Source organism: Streptomyces sp. NPDC031497, assembly GCF_055580905.1.
Map to the genome: position 1 here is coordinate 1 of NZ_JBVIKO010000001.1, position 19,394 is coordinate 19,394.

Sequence of the window (19,394 nt, forward strand, 5' to 3'; positions counted from 1 at the left end):
CTTTTTTCCCCCCGGCGTACAAGGGACCCAAACCCCCCCCCCCCCCCCCCCCCCCCCCACCCCCCCCCCCCCCCCCCCCCCCCCCCGCGCCCGGCATTTCGAAAGAATTCACTCCCTCACCGCCGTGACAGGTCGGACGACAACCGTCGGACTTAATACCGCGGCAATTCCGGTTTCCCTGGGGACCGGGCCGGACGGAACGCGACCGGGTGCCGCTGCGGGGTGCCGCCCCGCGCGTACGGCCACCCGGGCCCGAAGAGCTGGACATGCCCCCCTCGGGCGGGCGTGCGAAGGTGGTGTGACCGGGCCCCGCAGCGGGCACCCGCGTGGACCGGCACGTCGACCAGCGAGCGCGTCCCGCCAGGCGCCGGGACGCCGGAACGGAACGAACGCTCATGAGCAGCGGTTACCCCGGACCGAGCGACTTCGGACAGGATCCTTTCGGAGAGTTCCTCGCCCGCTTCTTCGGCGGCGGAGGCGGGGAACGCCAGGGCCCCCGTCAGATCGACATCGGCAGGCTGCTCAGCCAGCCCGCCCGGGAGCTGGTCAAGGGCGCCGCCCAGTACGCCGCCGAACACGGCAGCCGGGACCTCGACACCGAGCATCTGCTGCGCGCGGCCCTGGCGGCGGAGCCCACCCGCTCCCTGCTCAGCAGGTTCGGCGCGAATCCCGACTCGCTGGCGACGGAGATCGACGGCCGCGCCGGCCCGGTCCAGCACCCGCCGGGCGAGGCGCCCCCGCCGACCTCGCTGTCCCTGACCCCGGCCGTCAAGCGGGCTCTGCTGGACGCGCACGACCTGGCCCGGGCCGGCGGCGCCGGATACATCGGCCCCGAGCACGTGCTGGGCGCGCTCGCCGCCAACCCGGACTCGGCCGCCGGGCACATCCTGAACGCGGCCCGGTTCGCCGCCGGCCTGCCGCCGGATGTCCCGGAGACCGAACGCCCCCACACCGGCACGGACAGCCGGCGGCGCAGCAGCACGCCGACGCTGGACAAGTACGGCCGCGACCTGACCGGGCTGGCCGGGGAGGGCCGGATCGACCCGGTCATCGGCCGTGACGACGAGATCGAGCAGACCATCGAGGTGCTCTCCCGGCGCGGCAAGAACAACCCCGTGCTGATCGGCGACGCCGGTGTCGGCAAGACCGCCATCGTCGAGGGCCTGGCCCAGCGGATCGCCGACGGGGACGTGCCGGACATCCTCTCCGGGCGCCGGGTGATCGCCCTGGACCTGCCCGGCGTGGTCGCGGGCACCCGTTTCCGGGGTGACTTCGAGGAGCGCCTGACCAACATCGTGAACGAGATCCGCGCCCACTCCGACCAACTGGTCGTCTTCATCGACGAACTGCACACCGTGGTCGGCGCCGGAGGCGGCGGCGAGGGCGGCTCGATGGACGCGGGCAACATCCTCAAGCCCGCGCTGGCCCGGGGCGAGCTGCACATCGTGGGCGCGACCACCCTGGAGGAGTTCCGCAAGATCGAGAAGGACGCGGCGCTGGCCCGCCGCTTCCAGCCGATCCTGGTGCCCGAGCCGACGGTCCCGGACGCCATCGAGATCCTGCGCGGCCTGCGCGACCGTTACGAGGCCCACCACCAGGTCCGCTACACCGACGAGGCGCTGGTCGCCGCCGTGGAGCTCTCCGACCGCTACCTCACCGACCGCAGGCTCCCGGACAAGGCGATCGACCTGATCGACCAGGCCGGCGCCCGCGTCCGCCTCGGCGCCCGCACCAAGGGAACCGACGTACGCGCGATGGAGCGCGAGATCGAGCAGCTCACGTGCGACAAGGACCAGGCGGTCGCCGACGAACAGTACGAACGTGCCACCCAGCTCCGCGACCGCATCAGCGAGTTGAAGACGCGCACCACCGAACTCTCCGGCGAGGACCAGGTGGACGAGGGGCTGAACCTGGAGGTGACGGTCGAGGCGATCGCCGAGGTGGTGTCCCGCCAGACCGGTATCCCGGTCAGCAGCCTCACCCAGGAGGAGAAGGAGCGGCTGCTCGGCCTGGAGGCACATCTGCACCAGCGGGTGATCGGCCAGGACGAGGCGGTCGCGGCCGTCTCCGAGGCGGTGCTCCGCTCCCGCGCCGGGCTCGCCAGCCCGGACCGCCCGATCGGCAGCTTCCTCTTCCTCGGCCCGACCGGCGTCGGCAAGACCGAACTGGCCCGCGCGCTCGCCGAGGTCCTGTTCGGCAGCGAGGACCGGATGGTGCGCCTGGACATGAGCGAGTACCAGGAGCGCCACACCGTCTCCCGCCTGGTCGGCGCCCCGCCCGGCTATGTCGGTCACGAGGAGGCGGGGCAGCTCACCGAGGTGGTCCGCCGCCACCCCTACTCGCTCCTGCTCCTCGACGAGGTGGAGAAGGCCCACCCGGACGTCTTCAACATCCTGCTCCAGGTCCTGGACGACGGCCGCCTGACCGACTCCCAGGGCCGCACGGTGGACTTCACCAACACGGTCATCGTGATGACGAGCAACCTGGGCTCGGACGTGATCACCAGGCGGGGCGCCGGCATCGGCTTCGGCCCCGGCGGGGAGGAGGCGACGGAGGAGGCCCGCCGTGAACAGGTCCTCCGCCCGCTCCGGGACCACTTCCGTCCGGAGTTCCTGAACCGCATCGACGAGATCGTGGTCTTCCGCCAGCTCACCGGTGACCAGCTGCACCAGATCACCGAGCTGCTCCTGGAACACACCCGCCGCATGCTGCGCGCCCAGGGCATCACGGCCCACTTCACGGACGCGGCGGTCGACTGGCTGGCAGAACACGGCTACCGGCCGGAGTACGGCGCACGACCGCTGCGCCGCACCATCCAGCGGGAGGTCGACAACCAGCTCTCACGGCTGCTTCTGGACGGCACGGTCGCGGAGGGGAGCAGGGTGACGGTGGATGTCATGGACGGTCACTTGGAGTTCCGGCCTGAGAAGGCGCCCCTTTAGGGGCGCGGGGCTGTGTCAATCTGCGGCTACGCCGCGTGGGCGCGACCAGCCCCCGCGCACCCGCAGTCGGCATCTAGGGCGCAGGATTCACCACCTGAGCCGACCCTCCACCCCGTCGCACCGTCTCCGCAGCCGCCAGCCACTTCCCACCCGGCAACCGCTGCACCCCCGTAGCCGCCCCGATCTCCGGATTCAACGAGAACGACTGCCCGATGGCCTCCAACTTCCCCCTCACAACGGGGTCGTTGTACAGCGCCGGTTCCAACTCGGTCTTCGCGGCGTTCCGCTGCGACGCCCGAGGCGCGGCGATCGCGTCCACCAACGGCAGATGCCGGTCGAGGAACTCGGTCAACACCTGAAGCACGGTGGTGATGATGGTCGCCCCACCGGGCGAACCGACCGCCACCACGGGCTTGCCGGACTTGTCGAGCACGATCGTCGGCGAGATGGAGGACCGCGGCCGCTTCCCCGGCCCCGGCAGGTTCGGGTCGTGCACCGCGGGGTTCGCCGGCGTGAACGAGAAGTCGGTCAGCTCGTTGTTGAGCAGGAACCCCCGCCCGGGAACGGTGATCGCGCTGCCACCGGTCTGCTCGATGGTCAGCGTGTACGAGACGACGTTCCCCCACTTGTCGGCGACCGTGAGGTGCGTCGTGTTCTCGCCCTCGTACGTGGTCGGCGCCGCCGTACCGGTCGACCCGGGTTTGCTGGGGTCACCCGGCGCGACCGGGCTGGTCAGCACCGCGTCGTCGCTGATCAGCTTCGCCCGCTCGTCGGCGTACCGCTGCGACAGCAGCCCCTTCGTCGGCACGTCCTCGAACGCGGGGTCGCCGACCCACCTCCCCCGGTCCGCGAAGGAGATCCGGCTCGCCTCGATGAAGTGGTGCAGATACTGCACCTCACTGGCCTTCGAGAGGTCGGTGTTCTCAAGGATGTTGAGGGCTTCCCCGACGGTGGTCCCACCGGACGAGGACGGCGCGATCGAGTACACCTTCAGCCCGCGGTACGCCGTCTCGGTCGGCGCCTGCACCTTGGCCCGGTAGGCCGCCAGGTCCTTCGCCGACAGCTTGCCCGCGCGGGCCTTCCACCCCGAACCGGGGTCCACCGGCGGGTTGTCGACCGTCGACACGATGTCCTTGCCGAGGTCCCCCCGGTAGATCGTCCCGATCCCCTTCCGCCCCAGCTCCTTGTAGGTCCGGGCCAGTTCGGGGTTCTTGAAGGTCGACCCCACCACCGGGAGCTGCCCGCCCGGCAGGAACAGCTTCGCGGTGTCCGGGAAGTACCGGAACCGGGTCTCGTTGGACGCGGTCTGCGACCGGAAGGTGTCGTCGACGACGAACCCGTTGCGGGCGATCCGCTCGGCCGGTTTCAGTACCGTGCCCAGCCGTTCGCTCCCCCACCGGTCCAGCGCCGTCTGCCAGGTGGCCGGCGTCCCGGGCGTCCCGACGCTCAGCCCGCTGCTGACGGCGTCCGCGAAGGCGAGCGGCTTGCCGTTCTCCACGAAGAGATGGGAGTCGGCGGTCAGCGGTGCGGTCTCGCGGCCGTCGATCGTGTGCACCGTACGGGACTTGGCGTTGTAGTAGACGAAGTAGCCGCCTCCGCCGACGCCGGAGGAGTAGGGCTCGGTGACCCCGAGCGCGGCGGCGGTCGCTACGGCCGCGTCGACCGCGTTGCCGCCCTTGCGGAGCACCTCGATACCGGCGGCGGTGGCGTCCGCGTCGACGCTGGAGACCGCACCGCCGTAGCCGACGGCCACCGGCGATTTCGCGACGGTCGCACCGCCGGGGGCGGGAGGCGCTGCCGCCCCTACCGACACCACGGCGGCCGAGACCGCCAGGACGGTCAGTTTCCGCGTGACAGGGCGACGCATCCGCACCTCCAGTTCCGAAACGTCCGCGCAGCGTATCGGCGGAGCCCCGGCCCCGACAGCCACATTCAGGGCACTGTCATATGACCGCCACACTTCGAACACGGGTACGTTCCAGCCACCTGTGACCGCTACCATGCGCGCCCATGAATGACGACCTGCGCAACATTATCCTTGGCGTCGTGGCCGCCGGCATCAGCGCGGCGCTCGGCTGGCTGGCCCGCACCTCGTTGTGGCGCCGCGGCCTGCGCCGCAAGCAGGCCTTTTTCGGTCTTCCGGAGAACTCGGAGTCACTGCTGGTCGTCAACCGCGATCCGGCCACCTCCGAACCCGCGGTGCACCGCCTGGACGTGTTCGCGCTCCTGGAGCTGGCCGCGCTGATCAAGGACTGCGGCGCCAACCTCCAGATGGTGACCCAGGACAACGTCCAGCAGGGTTTCGGCGAGCGCACCGAGTTCTGCGTGGGCGGGCCCGGGTCGAACCGGCGCATGCTGGCGCACATGTCCGCGATGCTGCCGGGCGTGCGGGTCAACATCGACCCGGAACCGGGCCCGGACCGCGGCGCCTTCCAGATCGGCACCGAGCGCTACCGCCTGGACCCGGGCATCACGGAGTACGTCCTGCTCGCCCGCCTCACCGCCGGCCAACGCCCCGACGCGCGCCCGGTGTTCCTGTTCTGCGGACAGCGCGCGATCACCAACCAGGCGGCCACCCGCTACCTCGCCCGCAACCACCAGCGGCTCGCACGCAAGCACGGCAACACCACCTTCGTACTGCTCCTCAAGGTGGTCAACTCGCAGGCGTACGGCCCGGACGTGGTCGAACTCGTCTCGGACGTCACCCGCGCCGCCCAGGCGCCGCTGCCGCCCGCCACCACCGAGACCCCGCGCTCCACGCACCGCGCCTCCTGAGTAGCTGCACCATTCAACAATCGTTACCCGCACGTAACTTACCGACGGGTTACTTACGGTAAGAGGTCGCGGTTACCGTCTGGTCACTTTGCACTGACACGAGTGAGGAGTGACCCCATGGGACGAGGTCGCACCACAACGAGCCGCCGCACCGTCACCGGCAGCCGCACCGACCACCGCACCGCCGCTCTGCGCACGACCGCCGCGGGAGCCGTCTCGGCGGCGCTGATCGCCGCCGGCGTCGTCGGCGTGGCGCCGGCCGCGCAGGCCGCCGCCTCCGTCCGCTTCGTCGACATCACCGGCGACGGCGGCACCGTCCTGAAGGCGAACCTCGTCACGCCCGCGGGCGCCGACGCCACGCACCGCTACCCCCTCATCGTGCTGCCCACGAGCTGGTCGCTGCCCCAGGTCGAGTATCTGGCCCAGGCCCAGAAGCTCGCCGACGCCGGCTACATCGTGCTCAGTTACAACGTGCGCGGGTTCTGGCAGTCCGGCGGGCAGATAGAAGTGGCCGGTCCGCCGGACGTGGCGGACGCGTCCAAGGTCATCGACTGGGCCCTCGCCAACACCACCGCCGATCCCGGCCACATCGGCATCGCGGGGGTGTCGTACGGCGCCGGGATCAGTCTGCTGGCCGCCGCGCACGACAAGCGGATCAAGGCGGTCGGCGCGCTCAGCGGCTGGGCGGATCTGATCGACTCGATCTACTCGGGCCGCACCCAGCACGTCGAGGCGGCCGCCCTCCTGGACGGCTCGGCGACCCTCACCGGGCGCGAGAGCCCCGAAGTCCGGCAGATCTTCAACGACTTCTACGCCTCGAACCTGGACCGGGAACAGGACATGATCGCCTGGGGGGCGAAACGTTCCGTCGCGACCTATGTCGACCAGCTCAACAAGAACGGCGCGGCCGTCCTCATGGCCAACGCCTGGAGCGACTCCGTCTTCCCGGCCAACCAGTACGCCGACTTCTACGGCAAGCTGACCGGCCCGAAGCGTCTGGAACTGCGCCCCGGCGACCACGCCACGGCCGAGCTGTCCGGCCTGCTGGGGCTGCCCAACGACGTGTGGACCGACACCGAGCGCTGGTTCGACCACTACCTCAAGGGCACGGACAACGGCATCGACCGTGAGCAGCCGGTCCAGCTCAAGTCCCGTACCGACGGCGGCTACGAGGGCTACCCGGACTGGAAGTCGGTGGGCGCCACCCGCAAGCAGATCGCCCTCGCCGGCTCGACCACGATCCACGCGAACGTCGACTCGGGCGCGGACGGCGGGGTCGTCCTCCTCTCCGGCCTCCTCGACCAGATCGCCCGGCTGCCGCCGGTCGCCTCGATCCCGCTGCTCCCCCGCCGCTGGGCCGCCGTCTGGCAGTCCGAGCGGTACGGCAGCGCCCAGCGGGTGCGCGGCACGGCCCGCCTGCACACCACCCTCACCCCGACCAAGGAGAGCGGCACCCTCGTCGCCTACCTGTACGACGTGGGCCCGCTCGGCCTCGGCAAGCTGGTCACCAACGCCCCGTACACCTGGTACGACCGCACCCCCGGCAAGGCGTTCGACGTGGACCTGGACCTGTTCTCCACGGCCTACGACGTGCCGGCCGGGCACCGGCTCGCGCTGGTGGTCGACACCGTGGACCCGCTCTACATCGAGCACAACCCGTCCGGCGCGCAGCTGACCTTCTCCTCGCCGGTGGACGACCCGTCGTACGTGTCCGTTCCGCTGCGCGAGCAGTGATCTCCGGCTGCCGCCGGCCGGGCCTGGCCCTGGCTGCCGCCCCTACGGCAGCAGCGTCCCTGGTGCGGCCGGGGCCACCTCGACGGCCTCGGTCCTGGGACTGCGCTGCTCCCGTCTGGCCACCCGGCCGGCGAACCACGAGAGCAACATGCACATCCCGATGTAGATCGGCGAGATCACCATCACCACAGGGATGAAGGGCAAATCGTAGTCGAGGTTGGATGCGATCAGTTTCCCGGCATGGAGGAACTCCTCGTAGGTGATGAGATAGCCCAGCGAGGTGTCCTTGAGGGCCACCACGAGCTGGCTGATGATGGCGGGCAGCATGGCCCGTACGGCCTGTGGCACCAGGACGTACGACATGACCTGGGTCTTGCGCATGCCGAGCGCGAACGCGGCCTCCCGCTGGCCGCGTTCGACGCTGTTCACCCCGGAGCGGAACACCTCGGCGAGCACCGAGCCGTTGTAGAGGGTGAGTCCGGCGACCAGGGCGGGCAGCGGCTGGACCTTCAGCGCCACGAAGATGAAGAAGATCATCACCAGTACGGGCATGGCGCGGAAGAACTCCACGACGACGGTGGCCGCCCAGCGCACCGGACGGTGGTCCGAGAGCCGTCCGGTGGCCAGCAGGCCGCCCAGCGCGAGGGAGAGGACGGCGGCCGTCGCGAAGGCCACGAGCGTGTTGCCGAGGCCCCGCAGCAGGAGTTCCTGGATGCCCTTGTAGGCGAAGGGCATCCACTTCGTATGTGTGAACTGTCCGGTGTCGAAGAGGAGGTAGAGGATCCAGGCGACCAGGCCGAGGATGACGAGGGTCGACAGGATGCCGTACACCGTGTGCCGTCGTCTGGTGACGGGACCCGGAACGTCGTAGAGCGCGGTGGCCTCGTTCATCGGGCGACTCCCCATGTCCGCTCCAGCAGGTTGAACAGGGCGCTGATGGCGAGGGTGATGACGAGGTAGCCGACGGCGATCCAGACGAACGTCCAGACGATGTCGTAGCCGAGTTCGCTCAAGGTCTTGTAGGTGCCGAGGAGTTCGGTGACGCTGAACGCGCCCGCGATCGCGGAGTTCTTGGCGAGCGCGATGAGGGTGGAGCCGATCGGCGGGATGACCGACCGGAACGCCTGGGGCAGGATCACCAGGCCGAGGGTCTGCCCGAAGGTCATCCCGAGGCTGCGGGCCGCCTCGCCCTGCCCCTTGGGCACGGTGTTGATGCCGGCGCGCAGTGCCTCGCAGATGAACGCCGAGGTGTAGCAGCCGAGCGCGAGGACGGCGAACACCTGGAAGGGAAGGACCAGTCCGAACCGGGGCAGGCCCAGCAGCACCGCGAAGAACAGCAGGGTGAGCGGGGTGTTGCGGAGCACGGTGACCCAGGCCGTGCCGAGGATCCGCAGCGAGCCGACGGGGGCGACCCGGAAGGACGCCATGAGGAAGCCCAGGACCAGGGCAAGGACCGAGGCGTAGACGGTCAGTTCGAGGGTGCCGAGGAAACCTTGGGCATACGTGGGGAAGTTGTCTGTCAGTACGTTCATGCCGTCCTCGCTCAGCTCGCGGGATAGCGGTCGATCGGGGGCGGTTTCGGGGCGGGGACGCCGGACAGGCCGAGCGTCGCGTCGTACGCCTGCTTCCAGTCGCCGTTCTTCTCACGGGCCTCCAATGCGTCGTCCATCGCGAAGCGCAGGGCGGTGTCGCCGCGTGGGACGCCGATGCCGTACGGCTCCTCGGAGAAGGGCTTGCCGACGACCTTGAGTTCGCCAGGGGCCTTCGCCGCGTAGCCGATGAGGATGGCGTCGTCGGTGGTGACGGCGTCGACCTGGTAGGTGAGCAGGTTGTCGACGCACACGGAGTAGGTGTCGTAGGCGACCAGGACCGCCTTCGGGAACTCGGCCCTGATCCGCTGGTACGGCGTCGAACCGGCGGCCGAGCAGACAAGCTTGCCGGCCAGGTCCTGCGGGCCGTGGATGTCGTTCTCGTCGTGGCGGACGAGGAGGGACTGGCCGGCCAGGTAGTAGGGCCCGGCGAAGCCGACCAGCTTCCTGCGGTTGGCGTTGATGGTGTAGGTGCCGACGTAGTAGTCGATCTGGCCGTTCTGCAGGGCGGTCTCGCGGTTGGCGGAGGCGATGGTCCGGAAGCGGATGGTCTCCGGGGCGAGCCCGAGGGAGGCGGACATCATCCTGGCGATCTCGATGTCGAAGCCCGAGTAGCCGCCGGCGGCCGGGTCCCGCTCGCCGAGGTAGGGCTGGTCCTCCTTGGCGCCGACGGTGAAGTGGCCGCGCTTCTTCGCCCGCGTCCAGGTCGGGGAACCGGGCAGCCGGAAGCCCTGCGCCACCTGGTAGTCGGGCAGTCCCTCGGCCGCCGGCCCCTTCTTCGGCGGGCTGCCCTCCTTGCCGCAGCCACCGGCGGTGGCGAGCAGGACGGTGAGCACGGCCACGGCGGTGGGCACACGGACGGTACTGGCCATGGGTGGTGCCCCCCGCTCAGTGCTTGAGGATCTTGGACAGGAAGTCCTTGGCGCGCTCGCTGCGCGGGGCGGTGAAGAACTCCTCCGGGGCGCGGTCCTCGACGACACGGCCGTCGGCCATGAACACCACGCGGTTGGCGGCGGAGCGCGCGAAGCCCATCTCGTGGGTGACGACGACCATGGTCATGCCGTCCCGGGCGAGCTGCCGCATGACTTCGAGGACCTCGTTGATCATCTCGGGGTCGAGGGCCGAGGTGGGCTCGTCGAAGAGGAGTGCCTTGGGTTCCATGGCGAGGGCGCGGGCGATGGCCACCCTCTGCTGCTGGCCGCCGGAGAGCTGTGCGGGGAGTTTGCCGGCCTGCGCCGACAGGCCCACGCGGTCGAGGAGTTCGTGCGAGCGCCGGTCGGCCTGCTCCTTCCTGCGTCCGCGGACCTTGATCTGGGCGAGGGAGACGTTCTGCAGGACCGTCTTGTGGGCGAACAGGTTGAAGGACTGGAAGACCATGCCGACCTCGGCACGGAGCCTCGCGAGGGCCCTGCCCTCCTCGGGGAGCGGCTGCCCGTCGAGCATGATCCTCCCGGACTGGATGGTCTCCAGGCGGTTGATCGTGCGGCACAACGTCGACTTGCCCGACCCCGAGGGGCCGATGACGACGACCACCTCCCCCTTGCCGACGGTGAGATCGACGTCCCGCAGGACATGGAGCTCGCCGAAGTACTTGTTGACGTCCCGCAGCTCGATCAGAGGATCGACGGCCATCCGCAGCCCTACCCACTCTCAGCTGTGTCGTGGTTGCCGCAAACTATCCAGCCGCGAGCAGACTTAAGGCACGACACGCACTTTTCGGGCATTAGCCGTATTTACGCCGTCTTTATCGCTGTAACGATCGCCGTACCGATCGCTGCAGTGATCGCTGACCGTGATCGCCGTTCGCACGGCCGCCGGTCAGGTCTCGGCGACCTCCGCGTAGAGCTGGGAGAGCTCGGGGACCCCGCTCTCGGCCCAGTCGTGGCCGGACTCGACCACCTTGAACTCCCGCCCGGACTCCAGTCGTACGACCGGCTCCCCGTCCGCGCGGATCTCCCATTCCGCGCCGGGCACGGTCCTGGTCAGGACGGTGCCCAGATACAGGCCGGCGTCGGTGCCCAGCCAGGTCAGGGTCTCCTCGTCGTCCCGCCAGCGCGGGACCAGCTGGTCGAGGGCCTCGAGCGAGGCCGGGGTGTCGTCGAGCGTGACACCCTCCTCGGCCGCCTGGGCACGCAGCAGCTCGCACTCGGCGAGCAGATCGGGGTCGGCGGTCAGGGGCACGTCACCGGTCTTGGCGTGCCTGTTGCCCAGAAAGGGGATGTTCATGGACCCAGGTTGACACTTACACCTCCAGGTCCACCACCACCGGGGCGTGATCGGAGGCGCCCTTTCCCTTGCGCTCCTCGCGGTCGACGTAGGCGTCCTGCACAGCCTTGGCAAAGGGTTCGTTGCCGTACACCAGGTCGATGCGCATGCCGCGGTTCTTGGGGAAGGCCAGCTGGCGGTAGTCCCAGTAGGTGTAGGGGTGGTCGTACTTCAGGGGGCGCGGGACCACGTCGGACAGACCGGTCTCGCGCAGCGAGGTCAGGGCGGCGCGCTCGGCCGGGGTGACATGGGTGAGGCCCTCGAAGGCGGCCGTGTCGAAGACGTCGTCGTCCGTCGGCGCCACGTTGTAGTCCCCGAGGACCGCGAAGGGGCGACTGCCGCCCGCGTCCCCGGACACGGCCGCCTTGAGGGCCTCGAACCACTGGAGCTTGTAGGCGTAGTGCGGGTGGTCCACCTCGCGGCCGTTGGGCACGTACACCGACCAGACCCGGACCGGGCCGCAGGTCGCCGAGATCGCGCGCGGCTCCACGCTCCCGTCGTACCCGGGGTCGCCGGGCAGGCCCTTGACGACGTCCGCCAGACCGACCTTGGAGAGCACCGCCACGCCGTTCCACCGGCCGGTGGCGTGGACCGCCGCCTCATAGCCCAGCTCGCGCAGTTGCTCGGTCGGGAACTGCGCCTCGGCGACCTTGGCCTCCTGGAGGCAGAGCACGTCGGTGCCGCTGCTCTCCAGCCAGGCGAGGAGCCTCGGCAGGCGGGCGGTGATCGAGTTCACGTTCCAGGTCGCGATGCGCATGCCTGACAACCTACCGGGCCCCTCTGACAACGCGCCTCAGACGTCCGCCGAGGCCCCCGGGGCCAGCCGCTGGTGGTCCGCGCCGCCCAGGGCGCCGATCTGGCGGTCGTAGATCGGCCGGGCCAGGTCGGTGAGCAGGGCGTCGTGGATGTCGTAGGCGCGCCGCGGCCTCACCTCGCGGACGTAGTCGATGACCTCGGAGATCTTGTTCCAGGGGGCCATCACCGGGAGCATCAGCGTCTCGACGGGGTGGTCGGGGACGGTGAGGGCGTCGCCGGGGTGGAAGACCTTGCCGCCGTCGATCAGGTAGCCGACGTTGGTGATGCGCGGGATGTCGGGGTGGATCACCGCGTGCAGTTCGCCGTGCACCTGGACGTCGAAGCCGGCGGCGGTGAAGGTGTCGCCGTGGCCGACGGTGTGCACCCGGCCCGGGAAGGCCGCCGCGAGCTGGTCGGCGACGGACTTCAGGGTCCAGATCTCGGCGGCCGGGTCGGCGTCCAGCGCGGCCCGCAGCCGGCCCTCGTCGAAGTGGTCGGGGTGCTCGTGCGTGACCAGGATCGCGTCCGCGCCGACGGCCGCGTCCTCCTCGCTGAAACCTCCGGGGTCGAGGACGAGCGTGCGCCCGTCCTTCTCCAGGCGCACGCACGCGTGGGACTTCTTCGTGAGCTTCATGGTCACCATCCTGCCCCCGGACCGTCCCTCAGTCCTCGGGAGTGGTCTCCTCGCGGATGATCTGCTGGGCGACCCGGAACGCGCTGTTCGCCGCCGGTACCCCGCAGTACACCGCCGTCTGGAGCAGGACCTCCTTGATCTCGTGCGGAGTGAGGCCGTTGCGCAGGGCCGCGCGGACGTGGAAGCCCAGCTCCTCCAGGTGGCCGCCCGCGACCAGCGCGGTGAGCGTGACACAGCTGCGCGAGCGCCGGTCGAGTCCGGGCCGGTCCCAGATCTCGCCCCACGCGTAGCGGGTGATGAACTCCTGGAAGTCCCCGGAGAACTCGTCGGCCTGCGCCAGCGCCCGGTCCACATGCGCGTCCCCGAGCACCTCCCGGCGGACCTTGAGTCCCGCGTCGTAGGGATCGGGCCGCCCGAGCGGCTGGGGCACCGCGGCGGCCGGGGCGATCTCGGCGATGGGCGTGACCTGCGGAGCGACCTGGGGCACGGCCTGCGGTGCGGCCGGCAGGACCGGTTTCAGCGGGGCGGCCGGGATGGCCATCTGTCCGGTGGTCGAGTCGTAGGCGGGCTGCCAGGCGGTGGAGAAGTGCCGGACCAGCAGGTCGGTGACGGCGGCGGGCTGCTCGACCGGGACCAGATGGGAGGCGCCGGGTACCACGGCGAGCCGGGCGTCCGGGATCCCGGCGACCAGGGTGCGGGCCTCGGCGGGCCCCGTGACCTGGTCGTCCGAGCCGACCAGGACGAGCGTGGGCACGCCGATCCGGGCGAGTTCGTGCCGTACGTCGAAGCCCGCGAGGGCCTCGCAGGCGGCGATGTAGCAGCCGGGGTCGGTGGTGCGCACCATCTGGACGGCCCACTCGGTGATAGCGGGCTGCGCGGCGGCGAACCCGCCGGTGAACCAGCGCTCCGGCGAGGTCCTGGCGATCGGGTCGAGGCCGTTCGTCCGTACGATCACACCGCGCTGCCGGAACTCGTCCGCCGTCCCGAACCGGGGCGAGGCGGCGACCAGCGCGAGCGAGGCGATCCGCTCCGGGTGCCGCAGGGCCAGCTCGATGCCGACGGCACCGCCGAGCGCGCAGCCGGCGTAGCCGAAGCGCTGGACGCCGAAGGAGTCGAGCGTGGCCAGCAGCCGGGCGGTCAGCTCGGTGACGGAACCGGCCGGGTGCGCCGGGGAGCCGCCGTGCCCGGGGAGGTCGTAACGGAAGACCCGCCACTGCTGGGTCAACTCCGGGACCTGCCGGTCCCACATGTGCCATGTGGTACCCAGTGAGGGACCCAGGATCAGGACAGGAGCGTCTTCTGGCCCGTCAAAGCGGTATTGCAGGGTGTTCGGTGGTGTCTCGCTCACCCGCCTGACCCTCTCATCTGTCACGACAGCCCCTCTGAGCGGGGGTCTGGCTGTAGCTGTTTGACCAGGTGGAAGACCTCCCGGGCCGCATAGCGTTTGAGGCAACGGACGATTTCGCGCCGGGTCTTGCCCTCCTTGATCCGGCGCTCGTGGTAGTCCTGGGTGCGCGAGTCCACCCGCAGACGGGTGAACACGATGTGGTGGAGCGCGGCATTTGCCTGCGTCAGTTCTCGCAGTCACCGTTCGAGCCGGAGGCAGCCCGCATCGGCGCCCTGCGACGGATGCGCGGCCACTGAAAGCCCAAGGGAGCACAAGCAGTGCTGCCACCCGAACCCGCCGCAAGAGCAACTCTGCCGTAAGCGAGCGGGTGGCCGGGCAGGTCACAGCCGTCGCATTGGTTGCAACCCCGCCCGTCTGTCCTGGACGGCTCTGACCACGCATCAGACGACAAACTGGCTGTGACGGTGGCGCGCCAGGGATCATGTTCACGATTTTGACTGGGCGAAGTACTCGCGACACGTCAGGGCGGATCGAGTTGGCGACATCCGGGAGAGGGATTCAACCAGAGGGCCCGTAGGGGGTGAACCGGCTTCGTAGGCGGCGTGGCGCCCAGCCGCTGGCCCTGACCAGTCCGGCAGCAGGCTGCAGGGTGAGGGAGAAGATCGCCAAGGCGATCCACTGCCAGGTCATCGTCGTCTGCTCCTGTTGTCAGTGGTGGGCAGCGGCGGTCCGGCAACCACCGTGCACCGGAGGGGCATCGGCCCGTTCCTGGGTCGCTCGCATGCAGTCGACATGCTGTTTCCTCTGTATCCAGGGCCGCCGACGCACTAGCCGCACGACCGTCCACGGGCGCCGCCTGACGGACCCGGGACCTGCTCGTACCGATCCGGCCCGCTGTCCTGACCAGGAGAAATGGGCAGATCAGGTGATGCTGCGCAGACTCGGGGAAGAAGGTGGGGCAACCGACAGGAGGTTGCTGTGAAGGGTGGAGATCTGGAACTGGGCGAATTGCTGGCCGCTGCGGAAGCGGCCCCGCCTGGTGAGTCCGTCGACGTCGTGGCACACGACCTGCAAAAGCGTTTCGGTGCCGAGCACGCGTCCTTCCTGTTCGTCGACCTCATCGGCCAGCGGCTGGTACGCCTCGCCGCGGCCGGCGATGAGGCCACCGACCCTGGCGAGCCGATCGCCTTGCAGGGCAGCGTCTACGACAGCGTTCTGCAGAGCCAGCGCCAGCATGTGGAACCGGACGGACAGGGCGGGCGGCGCGTCATCACGCCGGTCACCAACCGCGGCGACTGCATCGGCGTCCTGGAGGTGACCCTGCAGTCCGCCGACGACACCGTGCTCCGACAGGTCCGCGACGCGGCCCACGCACTGGCCTACGTCATCGTCACGGACCGCCGCTTCACCGATCTGTACCACCTGGGCCGGCGCACCACCAGGACCAGCCTGGCCGCGGAGATCCAGCACCAGCTGCTTCCCTCGGCCCCCTGCTGCGAGGCGGCCCAGTTCACCCTCGCCGCCGGGCTGGTCCCGGCCGACGACATCGGCGGCGACACCTACGACTACACCCTCGACCGCGACACCCTGCACCTGTCCATCACCGATGCCATGGGCCACGACACCAACTCCGCTCTGCTGGCCACCTTGCTGGTCGGCGCGCTGCGGCGGGCACGTCGCAGCGGCTGTGATGCCCTCGAGCAGGCCCGCCACGCCCACGAGACCCTGCTAAGTCACAGCCGCGGCCTGGCCACCGGGCAGCTGCTGTGCGTCGACCTCGAAACGGGTTTGTGCGAACTGGTCAACGCCGGCCACCCCCAGCCGCTGCTGCTGCGTGACAACGCCGTCGAAGAGGTGAAACTCGCCGTCAACCTGCCCTTCGGTGTGGCGGCACCCACCACCTACTTCCTACAGGAACTGCACTTGCGTCCCGGGGACCGCCTGGTCCTGCTCACCGACGGAATGCAGGAGCGCGGTGCCGCGGCCGTCGACCTGGCCTCGGTCGTTCACGACACCCGCGCGCTGCACCCGCGAGAAGCCGTCCGGACCCTGACCGCCGCGGTGCTTGACGCCTGCCACGGCAGCCTCAAGGACGACGCTACGGTCCTGATACTGGACTGGCACGGCAATCGCAGCCGGCCAGCCGAGACCAGACCCGACCCGCAGCGATGAGCCGCAACGGCCTGCTCCTGAGTCCCTACTGAGAGCGGCGCCAGGTGACGTACCCCGGAGAGCGTCTTGAACGCGGCCGTTGGCCGTACGAAGCGAGTGTGAGCTTGGACGGGAGGGCGACTCGGCGGCAGGGATTGGGGAAACAGCCACTCGGGCTCTTCACTGTCCCACAGCCGGCGAAGAGCCATCCGACCTGTGTGATCTTCACGCCACAGCGAGCGCGTCTTGCTGCTGCGGTCGTGGGCAGGTGTACCGGAGACCTCGCCCCGTATGGAAGTTCTCCCAGCGCACCAACGTCAAGCTGCACACGAGCGCGGAAGCCCCGCTCGGCTGGGCATTGGGGCAGCCGCTACCGGGACCAGTGGGCCAGGAGCTGGACTCGGCGGTGCAGCGGCACCGGTATCGGGTAGACGCCCTGAGCCAGGCCGAGCAGGGCCTCAAATGTTCAGGGCCTGCTCGACGGTGAGGTGGCAGGGGATGAGCTTGTCGATGCCGACCAGTTGCAGCAGACGCATGACGGATCCCTGAGCTCCCGCGATGCGCAGCCATCCCTGAGCGTCGCTCACGCGCCGGTGGGCGGCCACGAAGACGTGGATCCCGATGGAGTCCATGGAGGTCACGCCGCTGAGGTCTGCCACGATCCGGGGCGAAAGGCATCCCGGGTCACCTGACGGCGCAAGACTTCCTGGCTCACTACGCACATCGCGGAATCCCGCCGCCGTGGCGGGGAACGCGCCGGCGGCAAGCACGGGCCCCGTCATGGACAACACCGCAGCGACAGGGGTATCCCGGCGCCTGCCCCTCCAGCACCACCTCCCCTACAGGGCGACGACGGGCCTGCCGAGCAGGAGGCGTACTCGGCATGATCGATGCGCACATGGCCGATCGGGGCATGCCGGTTCCCCTTCCGGTCCGACGGCGCGTCGCGTTGCCGGTACCGGGCCGCGTCGGGCGGTCAGAATCGTGAGGACGCCACAATGATCGGCAGGCCCCTTCGGGACACGCCCCGTCAGCCCGGCACCGACAACGCACCGTCCCCGGCCGGCAGTCGACACTGTGACTCCAAGACGCCTCGGTCAAACAAACCCTGAGTCAGGCCCAGACCCGGGACAGCACGCACTCATCCTGCCGCCCCTCGCCACACCCGCGCCCCCTGTGTACAAACTCGACCGATGCCCGAACCTACGCGACAACTGGCGTTCACTGATGGCAACGAACGCCCGCAAGTGGTCCGCGTACCTCACGGCCTGCACGCACAACGGGTCGTCGAACATATCCGGGCCGCAGCTCATGTATTCCACAAGCCACCCTGGCCCCGACCAGCCGGAGTACGACCTCACAGCATGATCACACGCTCAGTCACGTCCCGGATTTGAACAACTACCTGTGCCGGGCGGCGAGTACGCCGGGGTGCCCGCCACGCGGTCGCTCGCTGCTCACCTGTCTCGTGCTCCGAACGATCCGCCGGCGGCTCGTGGTAGGTGAGCACGACAGGTCGGCCCCCACCGAGGACATCCTCATGCCCCGCACTGACGCGCGACGCCCGCCTCGGTTTACCGAGGCGGGCGTCGCGGAGTTGGACAGCTCAGGCGGGAGTGATGTTCTCCGCCTGCGGGCCCTTCTGGCCCTGGGTGATGTCGAAGTTCACCTTCTGGCCTTCCTGGAGCTCACGGAAGCCGGAGGCGTTGATGTTCGAGTAGTGGGCGAAGACGTCCGGGCCTCCGCCGTCCTGCTCGATGAAGCCGAAGCCCTTTTCCGCGTTGAACCACTTGACGGTTCCGCTGGCCATGTGTCCTCCAAGGGGACTCGAAGTCGGCTCTCGCACCTTGCGGAGCCGGAGGTGGTCGTCCTGGTCCTCAGAGACGCTGAACAGCAAGCTGCCCGTGAACTCACGTCCACGGGCGGTACTTCGGAACCACGACTGCTGACCTGGACGTTACACGGCCCGTGCGGTCGAAGCTACGGACATCGGGGAGTGCCCTGTCCATAACTTCGACAAGCCGCGAACGGAACGTGCCTTGCTGCGGATATCCCGTCGGACGGACCGGTGCTCCGACACAGCAAGCCGGTGAGACTGCGAACACCCCCGCCCGTACAGGGACGACCCGGCGGGTGCTCGAAGTCCTCCTGAGGCGACCAACCCCTACGCGGGCGCGGTGTCGGTCTCGTCCGCCGACCGTTTTACGGCCTCGTCTACGTCATCGCGGTCACCCAGATCTCCCACCTGCTGCTGTACGACCCGAGCCGGCACGGCGTCTTCCGCGCCACACTGCGGGGATCCCGGTCTGGGCCGCCCATACTCCGCGCAGATTCACGGCGTTGACGCGGTCGAAGTTCTCGGCCGTCTCGTCTGCCGCATCGCTGGGCGGCACCTGAATCCCGGCGTTGTTGAACGCCATGTCGAGGCGGCCGTACTCCGCGACCGCGTGGTCGACCATCGCGGCCGCCTGGTCCTCGTCCGTGACGTCACAGACGACGCCGATCGCCCGGTGTCCGGCCGCGTTGAGTTCCTCGGCGGCGCGCTGAACGGCCTTCTCGTCAGGTCGGCCAGGACGACGGCGGCGTCGGCCTCGGCGAAGGCGCGGGCGCAGGGTGTTCCGGCTGACCGGAACCTTGAAGGCGTCCGTCATCCGGGCGCCGGCCCGGCCCGCGAGCGCAAGACCGACCGATACCAGCATCGACCGTAGCCGCTCGGTCCGCCGCCCGAACCTGCGGGTGAGACCGGGTACTTGCTCGGCGAAGGTCATGCGCTCGCAGGATTCCTCCTCGCAGACGAACCTCCGCACCTGCAACGACACCACGACGAACTTGCCCGCCGTCGGCAGATCACGAGGAAATCGCAGGTAGGAGCCGTGTATTCGCCCCGACCAGCACCCGCACCCCGGACAGGCCGCCCGCCCTGCGGTCGTACGGGCCTCGACCCGGACGACCGTGTCGATCACCTCGACCGATTCCACCAACACGCCCTCGACCGAGGAAAACAGCAGCTCGTTCAACTGCGGCAGCACTTCGTTCACGGCGAAGGACTGTCGACCACACCACCGTCCAGCCAGGCGATTTCCGGGCGAACTTTAGTGGTCGTAGGCGGTAAGCGCGCGCATGACCGGCTGGCCGCGCATGAACCCAGCTCCACTCATCAG

At 69.6% G+C, this 19,394-nt stretch carries 15 protein-coding genes and 3 pseudogenes; 4 read left to right on the plus strand and 14 right to left on the minus strand.

Going from position 1 to position 19,394, the window contains the following annotated elements; genetic code table 11:
• Positions 1-395 precede the first annotated feature (395 nt).
• On the plus strand, positions 396-2,942 hold the full coding sequence (locus ACZ5K7_RS00005; protein WP_351698853.1) for an ATP-dependent Clp protease ATP-binding subunit: 2,547 nt from the start codon (positions 396-398) through the stop codon (positions 2,940-2,942).
• Between the two features lie 73 nt (positions 2,943-3,015).
• Here ACZ5K7_RS00005 and ggt read toward each other — a convergent pair whose 3' ends face one another.
• On the minus strand, positions 3,016-4,809 hold the full coding sequence (gene ggt / locus ACZ5K7_RS00010; protein ID WP_468908649.1) for a gamma-glutamyltransferase: 1,794 nt from the start codon (positions 4,807-4,809) through the stop codon (positions 3,016-3,018).
• Positions 4,810-4,952: 143 nt separating this feature from the next.
• Between ggt and ACZ5K7_RS00015 the strand changes: the two genes are divergently transcribed.
• Together ACZ5K7_RS00015 and ACZ5K7_RS00020 are read left to right on the plus strand one after the other, a co-directional pair.
• Positions 4,953-5,717, plus strand: coding sequence for a hypothetical protein (locus ACZ5K7_RS00015; protein WP_351698849.1), 765 nt, complete (start codon positions 4,953-4,955; stop codon positions 5,715-5,717).
• 117 nt (positions 5,718-5,834) lie between these two features.
• Positions 5,835-7,451 (plus strand): CocE/NonD family hydrolase, encoded by a 1,617-nt coding sequence (locus ACZ5K7_RS00020; RefSeq protein ID WP_468908652.1) that lies wholly within the window; start codon positions 5,835-5,837, stop codon positions 7,449-7,451.
• 42 nt (positions 7,452-7,493) lie between these two features.
• On the opposite strand, the gene ACZ5K7_RS00025 is transcribed toward ACZ5K7_RS00020, so the two are convergent.
• The 9 genes and pseudogenes from ACZ5K7_RS00025 to ACZ5K7_RS00065 all read right to left on the minus strand — a co-directional run.
• Positions 7,494-8,342, minus strand: a complete 849-nt coding sequence (locus ACZ5K7_RS00025) for an amino acid ABC transporter permease (RefSeq protein ID WP_468908655.1) — start codon at positions 8,340-8,342, stop codon at positions 7,494-7,496.
• On the minus strand, positions 8,339-8,983 hold the full coding sequence (locus ACZ5K7_RS00030; RefSeq protein WP_468908658.1) for an amino acid ABC transporter permease: 645 nt from the start codon (positions 8,981-8,983) through the stop codon (positions 8,339-8,341). The genes ACZ5K7_RS00025 and ACZ5K7_RS00030 overlap by 4 nt, the downstream gene beginning before the upstream one ends.
• Before the next feature lie 11 nt (positions 8,984-8,994).
• Positions 8,995-9,912 (minus strand): glutamate ABC transporter substrate-binding protein, encoded by a 918-nt coding sequence (locus ACZ5K7_RS00035; protein WP_468908661.1) that lies wholly within the window; start codon positions 9,910-9,912, stop codon positions 8,995-8,997.
• A gap of 16 nt (positions 9,913-9,928) precedes the next feature.
• Positions 9,929-10,672, minus strand: coding sequence for an amino acid ABC transporter ATP-binding protein (locus tag ACZ5K7_RS00040; protein ID WP_468908664.1), 744 nt, complete (start codon positions 10,670-10,672; stop codon positions 9,929-9,931).
• A 186-nt stretch (positions 10,673-10,858) separates the two neighbouring features.
• Positions 10,859-11,266, minus strand: coding sequence for a DUF6278 family protein (locus tag ACZ5K7_RS00045; RefSeq protein ID WP_351698837.1), 408 nt, complete (start codon positions 11,264-11,266; stop codon positions 10,859-10,861).
• A 16-nt stretch (positions 11,267-11,282) separates the two neighbouring features.
• The gene (locus tag ACZ5K7_RS00050; RefSeq protein ID WP_351698835.1) at positions 11,283-12,062 is read right to left on the minus strand and encodes an exodeoxyribonuclease III; all 780 of its coding nucleotides are present in this window, start codon (positions 12,060-12,062) and stop codon (positions 11,283-11,285) included.
• A 36-nt stretch (positions 12,063-12,098) separates the two neighbouring features.
• The gene (locus ACZ5K7_RS00055) at positions 12,099-12,734 is read right to left on the minus strand and encodes an MBL fold metallo-hydrolase (protein ID WP_468908669.1); all 636 of its coding nucleotides are present in this window, start codon (positions 12,732-12,734) and stop codon (positions 12,099-12,101) included.
• A 28-nt stretch (positions 12,735-12,762) separates the two neighbouring features.
• Positions 12,763-14,082 carry a bifunctional 3-oxoadipate enol-lactonase/4-carboxymuconolactone decarboxylase PcaDC gene (gene pcaDC, locus ACZ5K7_RS00060; RefSeq protein WP_468908672.1) on the minus strand — a complete coding sequence of 440 codons (1,320 nt, stop codon included), beginning with the start codon at positions 14,080-14,082 and terminating at the stop codon, positions 12,763-12,765.
• 20 nt (positions 14,083-14,102) lie between these two features.
• A pseudogene (locus ACZ5K7_RS00065) lies at positions 14,103-14,303 on the minus strand (IS110 family transposase); the annotation flags it as partial.
• Positions 14,304-15,060: 757 nt separating this feature from the next.
• Between ACZ5K7_RS00065 and ACZ5K7_RS00070 the strand changes: the two are divergent.
• Entirely contained in the window at positions 15,061-16,254 is a 1,194-nt protein-coding gene (locus ACZ5K7_RS00070; RefSeq protein ID WP_351698113.1) for a PP2C family protein-serine/threonine phosphatase, read from the plus strand.
• Positions 16,255-16,691: 437 nt separating this feature from the next.
• Here the strand turns inward: ACZ5K7_RS00070 and ACZ5K7_RS00075 are convergent, their stop codons facing one another.
• The 4 genes and pseudogenes from ACZ5K7_RS00075 to ACZ5K7_RS00090 all read right to left on the minus strand — a co-directional run.
• Complete coding sequence (locus ACZ5K7_RS00075) at positions 16,692-16,892, minus strand: STAS domain-containing protein (protein WP_468908676.1); 201 nt, start codon at positions 16,890-16,892, stop codon at positions 16,692-16,694.
• A gap of 947 nt (positions 16,893-17,839) precedes the next feature.
• On the minus strand, positions 17,840-18,043 hold the full coding sequence (locus ACZ5K7_RS00080) for a cold-shock protein (RefSeq protein ID WP_098750155.1): 204 nt from the start codon (positions 18,041-18,043) through the stop codon (positions 17,840-17,842).
• Positions 18,044-18,542: 499 nt separating this feature from the next.
• Positions 18,543-18,805: pseudogene (locus ACZ5K7_RS00085) on the minus strand (SDR family oxidoreductase); the annotation flags it as partial.
• Between the two features lie 223 nt (positions 18,806-19,028).
• Positions 19,029-19,271, minus strand: a pseudogene (locus ACZ5K7_RS00090) (transposase family protein); the annotation flags it as partial.
• Positions 19,272-19,394 lie beyond the last annotated feature (123 nt).

Bases quoted from the DNA above. Each gene is read 5' to 3' on its own strand.
- ACZ5K7_RS00005 (WP_351698853.1), top strand. From the start codon at position 396: ATGAGCAGCGGTTACCCCGGACCGAGCGACTTCGGACAGGATCCTTTC.
- ggt (WP_468908649.1), bottom strand. From the start codon at position 4,809: ATGCGTCGCCCTGTCACGCGGAAACTGACCGTCCTGGCGGTCTCGGCC.
- ACZ5K7_RS00015 (WP_351698849.1), top strand. From the start codon at position 4,953: ATGAATGACGACCTGCGCAACATTATCCTTGGCGTCGTGGCCGCCGGC.
- ACZ5K7_RS00020 (WP_468908652.1), top strand. From the start codon at position 5,835: ATGGGACGAGGTCGCACCACAACGAGCCGCCGCACCGTCACCGGCAGC.
- ACZ5K7_RS00025 (WP_468908655.1), bottom strand. From the start codon at position 8,342: ATGAACGAGGCCACCGCGCTCTACGACGTTCCGGGTCCCGTCACCAGA.
- ACZ5K7_RS00030 (WP_468908658.1), bottom strand. From the start codon at position 8,983: ATGAACGTACTGACAGACAACTTCCCCACGTATGCCCAAGGTTTCCTC.
- ACZ5K7_RS00035 (WP_468908661.1), bottom strand. From the start codon at position 9,912: ATGGCCAGTACCGTCCGTGTGCCCACCGCCGTGGCCGTGCTCACCGTC.
- ACZ5K7_RS00040 (WP_468908664.1), bottom strand. From the start codon at position 10,672: ATGGCCGTCGATCCTCTGATCGAGCTGCGGGACGTCAACAAGTACTTC.
- ACZ5K7_RS00045 (WP_351698837.1), bottom strand. From the start codon at position 11,266: ATGAACATCCCCTTTCTGGGCAACAGGCACGCCAAGACCGGTGACGTG.
- ACZ5K7_RS00050 (WP_351698835.1), bottom strand. From the start codon at position 12,062: ATGCGCATCGCGACCTGGAACGTGAACTCGATCACCGCCCGCCTGCCG.
- ACZ5K7_RS00055 (WP_468908669.1), bottom strand. From the start codon at position 12,734: ATGAAGCTCACGAAGAAGTCCCACGCGTGCGTGCGCCTGGAGAAGGAC.
- ACZ5K7_RS00080 (WP_098750155.1), bottom strand. From the start codon at position 18,043: ATGGCCAGCGGAACCGTCAAGTGGTTCAACGCGGAAAAGGGCTTCGGC.